The organism is Vulgatibacter sp., assembly GCF_041687135.1.
Lineage (GTDB): Bacteria > Myxococcota > Myxococcia > Myxococcales > Vulgatibacteraceae > JAWLCN01.
In genome coordinates this window covers 730,295-743,460 of the sequence record NZ_JAWLCN010000001.1, presented here as the reverse complement: position 1 = coordinate 743,460, position 13,166 = coordinate 730,295, and the positions used below count along the sequence as shown (strand labels likewise).

10 protein-coding genes, 1 tRNA gene and 1 pseudogene are annotated in these 13,166 nt (G+C 73.1%); 4 read left to right on the top strand and 8 right to left on the bottom strand.

Features of this window, described 5'->3' with window-relative positions; translation table 11 throughout:
- Nucleotides 1–27 precede the first annotated feature (27 nt).
- The 4 genes from ACESMR_RS03400 to ACESMR_RS03385 form a co-directional block, all read right to left on the bottom strand.
- Nucleotides 28–528 carry a hypothetical protein gene (locus ACESMR_RS03400; RefSeq protein WP_373045046.1) on the bottom strand — a complete coding sequence of 167 codons (501 nt, stop codon included), beginning with the start codon at nt 526–528 and terminating at the stop codon, nt 28–30.
- A 48-nt stretch (nt 529–576) separates the two neighbouring features.
- Nucleotides 577–1,341, bottom strand: coding sequence for an acyltransferase (locus ACESMR_RS03395; RefSeq protein WP_373045044.1), 765 nt, complete (start codon nt 1,339–1,341; stop codon nt 577–579).
- A 108-nt stretch (nt 1,342–1,449) separates the two neighbouring features.
- Nucleotides 1,450–2,649 (bottom strand): Vms1/Ankzf1 family peptidyl-tRNA hydrolase, encoded by a 1,200-nt coding sequence (locus tag ACESMR_RS03390; protein WP_373045042.1) that lies wholly within the window; start codon nt 2,647–2,649, stop codon nt 1,450–1,452.
- Nucleotides 2,650–2,813: 164 nt separating this feature from the next.
- Entirely contained in the window at nt 2,814–4,163 is a 1,350-nt protein-coding gene (locus tag ACESMR_RS03385; RefSeq protein ID WP_373045041.1) for an RsmB/NOP family class I SAM-dependent RNA methyltransferase, read from the bottom strand.
- A gap of 54 nt (nt 4,164–4,217) precedes the next feature.
- Between ACESMR_RS03385 and ACESMR_RS03380 the strand changes: the two genes are divergently transcribed.
- On the top strand, nt 4,218–4,961 hold the full coding sequence (locus ACESMR_RS03380; RefSeq protein ID WP_373045236.1) for a hypothetical protein: 744 nt from the start codon (nt 4,218–4,220) through the stop codon (nt 4,959–4,961).
- Nucleotides 4,962–5,029: 68 nt separating this feature from the next.
- Here ACESMR_RS03380 and ACESMR_RS03375 read toward each other — a convergent pair.
- Both ACESMR_RS03375 and ACESMR_RS03370 read right to left on the bottom strand, forming a co-directional pair.
- Nucleotides 5,030–5,113: pseudogene (locus tag ACESMR_RS03375) on the bottom strand (DUF6496 domain-containing protein); the annotation flags it as partial.
- 194 nt (nt 5,114–5,307) lie between these two features.
- Nucleotides 5,308–5,395: transfer RNA gene (locus ACESMR_RS03370), tRNA-Leu, on the bottom strand.
- 167 nt (nt 5,396–5,562) lie between these two features.
- Between ACESMR_RS03370 and ACESMR_RS03365 the strand changes: the two genes are divergently transcribed.
- From ACESMR_RS03365 to ACESMR_RS03355, 3 genes are all read left to right on the top strand, one after another.
- Entirely contained in the window at nt 5,563–6,273 is a 711-nt protein-coding gene (locus ACESMR_RS03365; protein ID WP_373045039.1) for a tetratricopeptide repeat protein, read from the top strand.
- Between the two features lie 89 nt (nt 6,274–6,362).
- The gene (locus tag ACESMR_RS03360; protein ID WP_373045038.1) at nt 6,363–8,981 is read left to right on the top strand and encodes a diguanylate cyclase; all 2,619 of its coding nucleotides are present in this window, start codon (nt 6,363–6,365) and stop codon (nt 8,979–8,981) included.
- 153 nt (nt 8,982–9,134) lie between these two features.
- The gene (locus ACESMR_RS03355) at nt 9,135–10,793 is read left to right on the top strand and encodes a response regulator (protein ID WP_373045036.1); all 1,659 of its coding nucleotides are present in this window, start codon (nt 9,135–9,137) and stop codon (nt 10,791–10,793) included.
- Nucleotides 10,794–10,871: 78 nt separating this feature from the next.
- Here the strand turns inward: ACESMR_RS03355 and ACESMR_RS03350 are convergent, their stop codons facing one another.
- Nucleotides 10,872–12,320 (bottom strand): sigma-54-dependent transcriptional regulator, encoded by a 1,449-nt coding sequence (locus ACESMR_RS03350; RefSeq protein ID WP_373045035.1) that lies wholly within the window; start codon nt 12,318–12,320, stop codon nt 10,872–10,874.
- Nucleotides 12,321–12,336: 16 nt separating this feature from the next.
- A complete protein-coding gene (locus ACESMR_RS03345; protein ID WP_373045034.1) occupies nt 12,337–13,062 on the bottom strand; it encodes a histidine kinase dimerization/phospho-acceptor domain-containing protein in 726 nt (241 codons plus the stop codon).
- Nucleotides 13,063–13,166 lie beyond the last annotated feature (104 nt).

The window sequence follows — 13,166 nt, the reverse complement described above, 5'->3', positions numbered from 1 at the left end:
CCCGGGGGAAGAACTTTTTTCGCGGGGCTACGATTTCTTCGCCCCGGCACGCTCCTCCGGCCCGGGCTCGGCAGCAGGCACGGCTTCCGCCGGGGCGGTCTCCTCCGCCGCAGCCGCGTGGAGCTCGTATTTGTCCGGCGCCAGGTCCACCGCCGCCTCCCGGGCGGCGCGAGCAGCAGCGCGGGCTGCCTCCCGCTGCATCTCCGCCTCTGCCTCCACCGCAGCGAGCTCCGCCTCCTGATCCTCGAGGCGCGCGTCGAGGGCGCGGATCCTGCCGACGAGCTCGCCCAGGTCCGCCGGGAGCTCGATATCGCCCCGCTCCGACCGCTCGTAGAGCGCAGCGCCGAGGGCCTGGACGAAGCCGTCGCGCTCCCTGCGCAGGAAGCTCGCGTCGAGCTTGATCTTGCCGATCTGCGAGTTGCGGACGACCGCGTCCTTCACCTCGCCCAGCGCCTCCCGGGCCCGGGAGAAGATGCTCCCCAACTGCGTGCGCACGTCGTCGTCGATGGTCCTCTGCTGGCGGGACATGGCGTACCTCCGGTCGCGCCCACCATACGACACTTGCCGGGATTCTCCTCAAGCGCCGGCGGGCCCGAGGCGGACGGCGGTGTTGGTCCGACCCTTCTGCCGCTCCGGCGCGTCGAGGATCCGGATCACCTTCGCCGGCGCCCCGGCCACCAGGGCCCGCGGCGGCACGTCCTTCGTCACCACCGCCCGGGCCGCCACCACCGCGCCGTCGCCGATCCGGACGTTGCCCAGCACCGCGGCCCCCTCGGCGATCCAGACGTCGTCGCCGATCTCGATGGTGCCGAGATCCTCGCGGGGGGCCGGCTCCGTCCGCCGCGCCGCAGCGTCGAGGGGATGGCCGGGATCGCCGGAGAGGAAGACGTTGCTGGCGAAATAGCAGTGCTTGCCGATGGAGAGGGAGAGCCCGGCGCGGATCACCACCCGGTGGCCGACGTAGGTATGGTCGCCGATGGTGATCGGTGCCGGCGCCGGCGCGTTGCGGGCGCCGGAGAAGGTGGTGCGGGCAGAGAGGCGGACCCCCTCGCCGAGCCGCAGCCGGCAGTGGACCACCGGGGGCAGCTTCGAGTCGGGGCAGATCTCGAGGCGGAAGCTGGCGCCGGTCTGCTCGCATTGCGCGGCGAACATCGGCTGCCAGTAGAGCGCCCGCGCCAGCTCGTCGACGAGCTGGCGGCGCAGGCTGCGCTCCACCAGGAGCGCGCGGTGCAGGCCGCCGGGCCGCATCGACCACTGGGAGAGGCCCACCACCGCCCGGCGGAGCTGCCGGCCCAGGGGGGAGCCCCCGCGGGTCCAATCGAGGATCCGGTCCACCACCATCGTCGCCCTCCTCGCGCACCGTCGGAGGTGCACGAGGAGGAAGGTAGGGAGCGATCGCCTGCTTTCGAAGGGCCCGGCTGGTCGACCGCACCCCAGCCGGGGCCGAACTCAGAAGACCGGCTGCTCGATCGCGTAGCCGATCCCCTGCTGCACCGAGAGGGTGCCGCGGTGGCGCAGCTGCGCGGCGATGCCGTGGTAGTGGTGCAGCCGCGCCGTCGGCTCCAGCACCTCCACCTCCCCCTCGCTCTCGAGGACGCGGCGGGCGAGTTCCTCGCCGAGGTTCACGGTGGTGGTCTCCTGGCCGCAGTAGCCACAGGAGGCCATCGCGTTCATGCCGATCGCGTCGCAGTTGCGGCAGCGCCAGCCGCTCTGATCGAAGCCGTCCTCGATGAGGAGGCGGTGGACGCGTCCCTCGTTCGCGGCGAGGACCACGTCCTGCGGGCCGAGCACGGCGAGGCCGCCGGCGAGGGCGTCGCCCACCACCGTCTCCACGTCCTTGCTCTCCATCCGCTCCTCGAGGGCGATCAGCTCGTCGAGGACCGCGTCCATCACCTTGTCCCGGACGCGGCCGTCGCCGTTGCGCTCCCGCGGGTTGGGGAGCTTGCAGAGGATCGAGGCGCGCACGCGGTCCGGCAGGAGCTTCTCGAAGCTCGCCACCACGCGGTCGGGACCCACGAGGATCACCTTGCTCTTCGGATCCTCGTCCCAGAGGAAGGCGACGAACTCCACCGCCTCGGTCTGGTTGCGGTCGATCTGCCGGCGGACGTGGCGCTGCCAGTGGAGCTGCGACCAGCCGCCCATCTTGTGGCGCGAGGGCGCGGTGTGCTGCACCGTCGCTTCGCCGATCACCTCGCCCAACGCGCTCTCGAAGATCCGGGCGCCGCCGCCGTCCACCATCGCGACGATCACCGACTGCCACTCGTCCGCGAGGCGGGCGAGCTGCAGCAGCGCCGGCGATTCGGAGACGGTGAACTGCTCCCGGAAGGTCTGACCGAAGGTCATCGAGCGGAAGAGCCCGAGTCCGTCGCAGGCGAAGACCGCCACGCCGTTGGCGTCGGTGTCGCGGGCCTGCCGGACGAGCTCCTCGACGTGGGCTTCCACTCGGTCGAGGGTGCGGTTGAGGGCGTCGTCGTTCGTACCGTTGCCGGCCTCCGCCCGTGCCCACCGGATCCGCTCGCGAACGAAGAGGCGCACCCGTTCGCGCTGGTGCTCGTCCGCCCAGCGGGTGTTCAGGTAGAGGGTGACGACCGGGTCGCGGTCGGAGCGGATGCCTGCGAGCTCGTGCAGCGCGGTGTCGATCGGAGTCAATGCGGCCTCCTTCTTCCCCGGCGTGGCGTGCGGCTTGGGGCCGTCGCTGCACCGGGCCCATTGGTTCGACTCTCTGCGGGGAATCGTGACCACGGTCTCGCCAACCTGCGACCGACGGGGGCTGGCCCGTCGTACCTGCTGCCGACCGGGCGCCGGCGAAGCGATCAGGCGCGGCGGACGAGGAGCGCTGCGTAGAAGGCGCCGGTGTCGTGGAGGTCCGGCCAGAGCCGCACGTGGCCGCCGGCGGTGACGAGCCGGCCCGCGAGGCCCTCGCCGAGGACGGCAGCCGGGTCGCCGAGCCGGAAGGCGCTCGCCTCGGCGAGGAAGGCGTCGACCACCGCCTCGTCCTCCGCCCGCAGGGGCGAGCAGGTGGCGTAGACCAGCCTGCCGCCAGGGCGCACGAAGGTGGCGGCGCGAAGGAGGATCGAGAGCTGCAGCGCCGGCAGCTCCGCGAGCTTCTCGGGCCGGAGGCGCCAGCGCAGATCGGGCTCGCGGCGCAGGCCACCGATGCCGCTGCAGGGCGCGTCGACCAGGACCACGTCGGCCTCGGTCCCGGGCGCAGGCTCCGGCCCCGCCACCTCGACGATGCCGCCGGCCTTCGCCCGCTGCGCCCGCCGCGGCAGCTCGGCGAGGCGCTTCTCCACCGCGTCGCAGGCGATCACCCTGCCCGTCCTGCCCACCGCTGCGGCGAGGGCGAGGCTCTTGCCGCCGCTGCCGGCGCAGAAGTCGATCGCCGTCTCGCCGGGCTGCGCGCCGCAGAGGAGCGAGAGGATCTGCGAGCCCTCGTCCTGCACCTCGAAGAGGCCCGCGGCGTGGACGCCGCCGAAGAGGCCGGTGCGATCCGCGGCGACGAGGCCGTCGGGGGCGAGCGGCGCGGGGCGGACGTCGACGCCAGCCTTCTCGAGGCGCCTCGCCACCTCCTCCCGCGTGGCGAGGAGGCGGTTGGCGCGCAGGTCGAGGCGCGGCTCCGCGGAGAGGGCGGCGAGGATCGCGTCGGCGCGATCGATCCCCTCCTGCTCGGCGAGCTGCGCCGCGAGGAAGTCGGGGACCGAGCGGCGCTGCGCCACGGCGCGGACGGGATCCTCGGGGAGCGGCAGCGCGTCGACGTGGGGGAGCGCCGCCGCCACCGCGGCGAGGTGGACGTCGGCGATCGCCCGCGGCCTGCGCGGGCCCGGGAGCGCGAGCTCGTGCAGCACACGCGCAGGTGGCTCGCCCTCGACGGCGACGCGGAGGGCGAGGTAGCGGAGCAGGCTCCGGTCCCCCGGGATGAGATCCCGCCACTTCAGCCCGGCAGCTGGCAACGCCGCGCCCAGGGCGGCGTCGATGCGGCGGAGCTCGCGGAGCGCCGCCCGGGCAGCGCGGGCTGCGGCGCGGCGCTCCTTCGGACCGAGATCGCGATCGGCGCGCAGCGCCTCCGCGAGGGAGGCGGCGAGCGGCTTGCCCGCCGCGGCGCCGTCGAGGGCCAGCAGCGTGGCGCGGATTGCCTTGCGGCTGCGTTTTTCGCGGGATTCCACGGGGCGCCTTCTACCACGGAGGAGGCGCGCCCGTGGTCTCCGCTTCAGCGCCTGGTGCTGCGGGAGCGTGTGCTCCTGCTCGTCGACTTGCGGGCCGTGGACCTGCCGGTGGTCGACTTGCCGCTGCGCTTCGGCGCCGAGACCCTGCGGGCGGCGGAGCTCGCTGCTGCGGCGCGGCGGACGCCGGCGCGGGGCGCGCGGGTCGCCGTTGCGCGCCTGGTGCCGGTGGCGGCGGTGCGCCGCGGCGTGCGGCTGCTCGTGGTGCTGCTTCGCTTGGCGGTGCTGCTCCGCGTCGAGCTGCGGCCCGCCGGGCTGGTGCGCTTCGCGGTCGTGCGCCGGGTGGAGCTCCGGCTCGCCGGGCTGGTGCGCTTCGCGGCGCTGCGGCTGGCAGTGGTGCTGCGCTTCGCTGCAGTTCTCCTGGTGGAGCTGCGGCCCGCCGCAGTGGTGCGCTTCGCGGTGGTGCTGCGCTTCGGGGCGCTGCGGCTCGCCGTGGTGGTGCGCTTCGCGGCGGTGCTGCGCTTCGGGGCGCCGCGGCTCGCCGTGGTGCTGCGCTTCGCGGCGGTGCCGCGCTTCGGAGCGCTGCGGCTCGCCGTGGACGTGCGCTTCGCGGTGGTGCTCCGGGTCGAGCTGCGACCCGCCGCGGTGCTGCGCTTCGCGGTGGTGCCGGTGCGCGAGCGAGTGCCCGTGCTGCCGCGCCGCGCTGCCGTGCCGCTCCTGGTCGAGGACCGCGACGAGGACGACGACGTGCGCCCCTTCGGCGCCTTCGCCACCTCGCCCGTCTTCTTCCCACGGGCGTAGGCGCTCGCCGCGCTCCGCCGCGTGGTCTTCTTCGCCTGGCCTGCCTTCGGGGGCTTCAGATCCACCCCGGCCTTGCGCGCCTTGGAGAGCCCGATGGCCACGGCCTGCTTGCGACTGCGCACGCCGTGCTTGCCCTCCTTGACGTGGTCCATCTCCTCGCGAACGAACTCGCCCGCCTGCGTGGTGGGCGCCTTGCCCTGCTTCTTGTCGCGCTTCGCGCGCTCGATCGTCTTGCGTTCCGGCATACGACCTCCCTTGGGGCAATAAGGGGTCGCGCCAGGCGGTTGCCAACCCGCCGGCAAGCCGTTCGTGCGATCGAACAATCCCCCTGAAGGGGAGATATGGGTGGTGGCCCGCCCCGGAATCGAACCGGGATGGGGGGTTACCCCGCTCGATTTTGAGTCGAGTGCGTCTACCAATTTCGCCAGCAGGCCAAGGCCGGGAAGGCGCGCAGTCTACGGTCCCCCGCAGCCCCGTCAAGCACCTACCCGTGCGAACCGACGGCTTTCCGCCCGCGGGACGCGTCTTGCGATGCCTATGTTCGCTAGATATAGAAGCGCGCCAAAGGCGCCCGCCCGCGGCGCCCATCTACGGGAACGCGATGATCAACCTCGGTATCTCCCTCCTCGTCGGCCTCGGCGTCTTCGGAATCTTCACGGCGATCTTCTCCCCCCTCGCCGCCATCCTTCCGGGCCTGATCGCCTTCGCCGCGACCTACGTCGTGCTCGCGCAGCGGGCGATGAAGGAGATCGGCCGGATCTCCGAGCAGGCGCAGAAGGAGATGATGGCCCAGAAGCTCGACAGGGCCCTCGATACCTTCCGCTCGGGCTTCCCCCTGGCGAAGCGCCAGTTCCTCGTCGGCCCGATCCTCCACGCCAACGTCGGCACGCTGCTCTACGTGAAGCGCGACTTCGAGGCGGCCCGTCCCCACCTCGAGCAGGGCTTCTCCCGCAACTATCTCGCCAAGGCGATGCTCGGCGCCTACCTGTTCAAGAAGGGCGCGGACGTGGGGGAGATGAAGAAGGCGTTCGAGACCGCGGTGAAGCACGGCAAGAAGGACGGCCTGGTCTGGGCGGTCTACGCCTACTGCCTCGAGAAGCTCGGCCGCAAGGACGAGGCGATGCAGGTGCTGGCGCGGGGCGTGGAAGCGAACCCGTCCGACGAGCGGCTGAAGAGCAACCTCACCGCGCTCCAGAACAACAAAAAGCTCAAGATGCGGGCCTTCGCGCCGCAGTTCTACCAGTTCCACCTCGAGGCGCCGCCCCCCGAGTTCTCCGGCGGCGGGCGCCGCGTGGTCTACCAGCGCCGCTGATCGGCGCCTCCGCCCTACAGACCTCGATGGGCGGGGCACCGCTGCGGGGCGGGGTCTTCCTGCGTACCTTCCTCCTTTAGAGGGAGCGCGTGGAAGACTCGATCGCCGTGCTGTCCGGGCTGCCATCCCGCCGGGAGGCGTGGGCCCGCACGTTACAGGACGAAGGCTGGGACGCACGGCCGCACGAGGCGGGGACGCCGCAGCACGGCTGCGCGCTCACCGTCCTCGACGTGTGCGAGATGGGGCCCGAGGCAGCAGGGGAGGCCACCCGCCTCGCTGCGGAGACGGGCCCCGTCCTCGTGGTCGCCGATCGGCAGGAGTGGACGGCGCTCCAGGCCGCCTCCGCCGCAGGTGCCACCGACGTGGCGATCGATCCACCGGCGGAGGAGCTCCTGCTGCGGGTCGAGCGGCTCCTCGAGCAGCGGCGGCACAGCGACGAGAAGCGGCGCGGCGAGCTCGCGCTGGTGGAGCTCGCCGCCGCTGCAGGCGAGACGCTCGAGCCCACCGCGGTGCTCCGCGCGATCCTCGGCTGGCTGCAGCGCGCCCTTCCCGGCTCCGAGCCCGAGGTGGTGGTCACGCCCCCGGTGGCAGGCGGCAGGATCCGCCTGGTCCGTCCCGGCCCCGGGAGCAGCCTCGCCTTCGGGCATACCGAGTTGGGCGAGCGCCCCGAGCTCCAGCGGGTGCTGGAGGGCGAGCGCTTCCTCCACCTCCGCGCGAGCCGCGATCCCGCCCTCCTCCGCAGCCGCGAGGCGCTCCTCGTCGCGGGCTGGTCCGACGCGGTGGCCCTCTCCCTCCGGGACGGCGGCGAGCCCCACAGCGCCCTCCTCGTCCGCTCCCGCCATCCCCTCCGGACCGACGACCTCGCCCTGGTCCGCGCAGCGGCGGCGCTCTCCGCCAGGGCGCTCCTCAACGCCAGGACCTACGACGCCACCGCCCGGGAGCGGCAGCGCCTCGAGAGCGCCTACGCGGACCGCTACCGCGAGCTCCTCGACGCCAACCACCGCCTCCGGCAGCTCGCCCACCAGAAGGACGAGCTCCTCGGCATCGTCGCCCACGATCTCCGCCTCCCCCTCCACGCGCTGCTCGGCCATGGGCGCCTGCTCCTCGACGGATCCCGCGGCGAGCTCCGCGCCCCGGCCCGCGAGAGCGTGGAGGCGATGCGCGCGCAGGGCGCGCGGATGCTGGAGCTGATCGAAGATCTCCTCGATCTCCACGCCCTCGAGACCGGGCGGCTCGAGCTCAAGGCGCAGCCCCTCGACCTCGGCCTCCTCACCCGCGAGGTCTGCGACGCGCTCCGGGTCCAGGCGGCGGAGCGCGGCCTGCGGGTCGAGGTGCGGGCGCCGCAGCTCGGGCCCCGGATCGCCGGCGACGGCTCGAAGCTCCGCGAGGTGATCGCCAATCTCGTCGGCAACGCGATCAAATTCTCGGCGCCGAACGAGACGGTGAGCGTGCGGGTGGAGGAGATGGGCGACGGCGGCGGCCGCGTGGTCATCAGCGATCGCGGGCCGGGCATCCCGCCGGAGATGCTCGCCAACCTCATCGGCGGCGCACCCGTTCCCCGGGGCAGCGAGGCCAGGACCGACGCCAGGGGCCGGAGCCGCGGCCTCGGGCTCGCCATCGCCCGCGAGATCACCATGCTCCACGGCGGCAGGCTCGACGCCCAGAGCGAGGTCGGCCACGGCTCGACCTTCGTGGTGGAGCTGCCCCGCCACGCCGCTGCAGCGGAGCGCCCCGCCACCACCGCCCCTGCAGCAGCGCCGGCGCAGCAGGCACCGTCGCCTGCGGAGCGCACCGAGCCCCGGGTGCTCATCGTCGAAGACGACCCCGACGTGCGGATGCTCCTGGCCGATCTGCTCTCGGACGATCACGAGGTGATCGAGGCGGAGGACGGCGAGGAAGGGGTCCGCCTCGCCCGCGAGGAGCTGCCGGACGTGGTGTTGATGGATCTCTTCCTCCCGAAGCTCGACGGCTTCGGAGCCCTGGAGGAGCTCAAGCGCGATCCCCGCACCGCCGAGATCCCCGTGCTCTTCCTCTCCGCCGAGCGCGACGAAGCCACCCGGGTCCGCGGCCTCGAGCTGGGCGCCGCCGACTTCGTGGTGAAGCCCTTCTCCGCGGTGGAGCTCCGGGCGCGGATCGCCCGCACCCTCCGGGCGGCGCGGCAGCAGGAGCAGCTGCGGGCCATCGCCCAGACCGACGCCCTCACCGGCCTGCCCAACTACCGCGCCTTCCGCCTCCGCCTCGACGAGGAGCTGAAGCGGGCCCGGCGCTACCAGACGCCGCTCGCGGCGGTGATGATCGATCTCGACAACCTCAAACCGATCAACGACCAGCTCGGCCACGCTGCGGGCAACCGCGCGATCGTCGCCCTCGCGGAGACGGTGGTGGCCCAGCTACGCGAGACCGACTTCGCCGCCCGCTACGGCGGCGACGAATTCGTCATCCTCCTCCCCCACACCACCGCAGCGGAGGCGCGCGCCCTGGCAGACCGCCTGCGCCGCGCGATCCGCAAGGTGGAGGTCGACGGCACGAAGATGCCGCTCCGCGCCTCCCTCGGCGTCGCGGCCCTCGCCGCCGGCACCGAGGCGAGCGCCGACGCGCTCATCCGCGCAGCCGACGCGGCGCTCTACCGGGCCAAACGCTCCGGGCGCGACCGGGTCTGCGTCGCCGGCGAGGAGGGGACGAGGATGGAGGCAACCGAAGGGGCCTGAGCGCCCGCCAGGGCGCTCCAAAGCAATTTGCGCGCGCAGCGCGCCTCTTGCCCGGCTGGTCCCGCGCCAGCGGGGCCGAGTGGGCAAGATACAGGCGCCCAGCGGGGCCGAATGGACAAGATGCAAGGGCGACGGACGGGAGGCGGCGTGGGAGTGGACGACAGGTTCCGGTTGCTGCCGGAGGGAGCGCGGGTGGCGATCGTGGGCGCGGGCCCGGCGGGCTGCCTCCTCGCGATCGCGCTGCTCGACGCGGCGAAGGCCCGGAGGCAACCGCTGCAGGTGGTCCTCTTCGACGGAGGCGAGGGGCGGCGCGGCCGCATGCTCGTCGACCCCGCGGCGCTGGCGCGCCTCGCCTCGGCGGGGCTGCCGCTGCCGGACGCGGCGATCGTCCCGCTGCAGGGCGTGCAATCGGTCTTCGGCGCTGCCTCGGCGCGGACCTCGCTGCCCATCTTCGCGGCGCCCCGAGGCGACGGCGGCAGCGGCGACTTCGTCGCCTACCTGCGGGCGGCTGCGATCGCCCGCGGCGCCCAGCTCCACAACCGCGCGGTGGAGGCGATCTGCCCTGCCGGCGACGGCGGGTGGACCGTGCGCGCCTCCGGCGCCTCGCTGCGCGCCGAGGCGGTGGCCCTCGCCTGCGGCGCCGGCTCGCCCCTCGCCGCCAGGGTCGAGGGCCACCAGCCGCCGCCGGTCTGGCGGGCCTGCGCCGCGGATCTCGAGGTCGACCCGGAGGAACCGGGGCTCGGCCCCTGGGCCACGCGGGTCCACGGCAGAAACGGCCTCCCCGATCTCTGGCTCGTCTCCGCGGAGGGCGACGAGCAGGCGGTGGCGGTGGGCGAGGACGCAGGCCCCGCCGCCCTGGCGGAGGGGCTGCTCGCGGCGGTGGCGGCGGGCAGGCTGCCGCCGATGCGGCTGCGCAACCCGCGCCGGATCTTCCTGCCTGCGGGGGTGGCCCGCCCGGCGCTTCCGGTGATCGGCGACGCGCTGGGCGGCGCGCCCGAGCCGTGGCGCCTCGCCCACGCAGCAGGCCTCGCCCAGGCGATGGCAGCCGCCTTCTTCGACGGCGGACCGAAGGCGATGCTCGATTGTTGCAGGACCGAGGCCCTCCGCCTCGAGCCGCAGGTCCGCCGCGCACTGCGCCGCCAGCGGCGCTGGAAGCAGCGCAGCCCCGCCGTGGTCGAACGGGCAGTGGAGCGGGAGGCGTCGCGGGCCCCTGCGTGGCAGCCGGTGCGGCAGAACCTCGCCGCCAGCGCTGCACCTGGCGAGGACGGCGCCGGGCTCCTCCTCGCCATCCGGGCCTTCTTCGCCCTCGCTCTCGCCTGGCTGCTGGTCCTCTGGGAAGGACACACGCGAAGCGGCGGCGTGGAGCGCATGCGCAGCAACCGGGTCTTCGTGGTGGACGACGACACCGATCAGGCGGAGCTGCTGGCGGAATACCTGGAGAGCCGCGGCGTCCCCACCAGCGCATTTCGCGACGGAATGTCGGCGGTGGCAGCTGCGGCGCGGCAACGGCCTGCAGCCGTCATCCTCGACGTGGCGCTGCCCTGGCTCGACGGACCCACCATCTGCAGGGTCCTGCGGCAGGAGGCGGCGGTGCCGGTCTTCCTCACCACCGCGCTGCCGCTCTCCCTCGCCAGGCCGGAGGGCGAAGCCGCAGGGGCGGCGGCGGTGCTCTCCAAGCCCCTCGATCTGGCCGGCCTGGCGCTGCGGCTCCAGCCCCACGTCCAGGTGGGGCCGCCGCCCGAGCTGCGCCGGCAGGCGGCGCTGCCGCGGATCGAGAAGCGGCAGCAGGACGCGGCGCAGCCGCCGGGCTGAGGAGAGGAAAAGGCGCCGCCGTTATCCACGGCGGCGCCTGACGAGCCGACCCCTGGCGCTGTCGAAACCGGGCTCCCCTCAGTCCCGATCGAGCGCAACGGCCTGGTTGCCGATCACGGCAGCCTCGGCGAGGAGCGCATCGTTCTCCGCGTCGTCCCGCTCGATCCGATCCCGCGCGTTGCGCGCGTAGCGGTTGAGCTTGTTGTAGAGCGTCTTCTCGCTGATCTGCAGGATCTCTGCGGTGCGTGCCTTGTTGCCGCCGTTCTCCTGGAGGCTGAAGAGGATGTACTCCTTCTCCACCTCCCGCAGCGGCATGCCCACCGAGACCTTGAGCATGCTCCCGGCGTGGACGCTGCCGGCGATCTCCCGCGGCAGGTGCTCGCGCTCGATCAGCTCGCCGTCGCAGAGGATCACCGCGCGCTCGATGGTGTTGCGGAGCTCGCGGATGTTTCCCGGCCAGCGGTAGGAGGCGAGGGCCTGCAGCGCGTCGGGGCTGGCGCCGCGGACCTTCTTGCCCGAATCGGCGCGGAAGCGATCGACGAAGTGCTGCACCAGGAGGGGAATGTCTTCCCGGCGCTCCTTGAGCGAGGGAAGCTCGATGTGGAAGACGTTGAGCCGGAAGTAGAGATCCTCGCGGAACTGCTGCTCCTTGATCATCTGCTTCAGGTCGCGGTTGGTGGCGCAGATCACGCGGCAGTCGACGCGGATCTCCGACTTGCCGCCGATCCGCCGCAGCGTCCCCTCCTCCAGCACGCGCAGCAGCTTCGCCTGCAGCTCCACCGGCAGCTCGCCGATCTCGTCGAGGAAGAGGGTGCCGCCGTCGGCGAGCTCGAAGCAGCCCTGCCGGCGCTGGTCCGCGCCGGTGAAGGCGCCGCGCTCGTGGCCGAAGATCTCCGACTCCATCAGCGTCGCCGGGATCGCCGAGCAATTGAGCGCGATGAAGGGCTTCTCCGCACGGGGCGAGGCGTTGTGGACCGAGCGGGCCACCATCTCCTTGCCGGTGCCCGACTCGCCGGTGATCACCACCGAGGTCTTCGCCCCGGCGACCTTGTCGATCAGCTTGAAGACCTGCTGCATCGCCGCCGACTGGCCGATGAAGCCACGCTCGCCGCCGCTCTGCCGGAGGTTGTGCTGCAGCGCCGCCACCATGTGCAGCGTCGCCTTCTTCTCGAGGGCGCGCTCCACGGCCATGCGCAGGCGCTGCCCCTCGACCGGCTTCTCCAGGTAGTCGTAGGCGCCCTGCCGGATCGCCGAGACCGCCGAGTCGATGGTCGCCTTGCCGGTGAGGAGGATCACCGGAACCTCGGGCAGCTCCTCCCGGAGCGCGCGCAGGAGCGAGAGGCCGTTCAGCGTCGGCATCACGAGGTCGCTGACGATCACGTCGGGCGGCGCCTCGATCGCCTTCTTCAGGGCCTCGTTGCCGTCGGAGGCCTCGGTGACGACGTGCCCCCAGCGCGAAAGCATTTCCGCCAGCGCCTCGCGGCTCACCGCTTCGTCGTCTGCAATCAGGATGCGAGCGTTCGGCACGTTCTTCCCCGGGAGATCAGGTTACGACGCGTGGCGCGGTGGCGACCGGCGGCAATGCGATGGTGCAGGACCATTGCGCGCCTTCTTCCAGCGCGATCTCCCCCCCGAGAGAGCGGGCGACGGCGCGGGCCGCTTCCACGGCCAGCGCCTCCCCCGGCGATGCAGACATCTCCGATCCGTCGTTGCAGCGGAGCGCGATCCGGATCTCCCGGTCGTCGCGTTCGCCCGACAGCGCCAACTGCCCCCCCGGCGCTGCCCGCCCCGCGGCGACCAGCACGAGCTGGAGCACCACCTGGGCAATCCGATCCGCTGCAGCGAGCGGCACGCCCGGCGGCGCGTCGAGCGCCACCTCCACCCCGGCCTTGCGCAGGTGGTAGGCAGCGAGATCCACCACCCGCTGCAGGCAGGCGGCGAGATCGTCCTCGTGGTTCTGCCTGCAGGCGAACTCGCCCCAGGCGCGGAGGAGATCGTCGAGGCGCCGCACCTGCTTGCGGGCGGCATCGAGGTTCTTCGCGAGGTTCGGCGGCACCGCGCCGGCCGCCTCGTCGAAGAGCTTGTCGGCGAGGACCTCGAGGTGGATCGCCATCGCGTTGAGCGGGTTGCGGGCCTCGTGCACCAGGGCGGACGAGAGCCGGCCCAGCAGATCGGCCCTGGCGACGTCGACGATCGTCTCGCCACGCTCCGCTGCATCCAACCGGTCGTTCGGATCGCGCAACGCGATCGCGTCCCCCTGGCCGCCCATCGTCCACCTGCCTCCGCATTCGGTTTGGCCAGAAGTAGGGACCCTCCCGCCGGGTGTCAATCACCCCCTCCCCCGCCTGCTGGCCGATCGCCTCGCGTGATGTA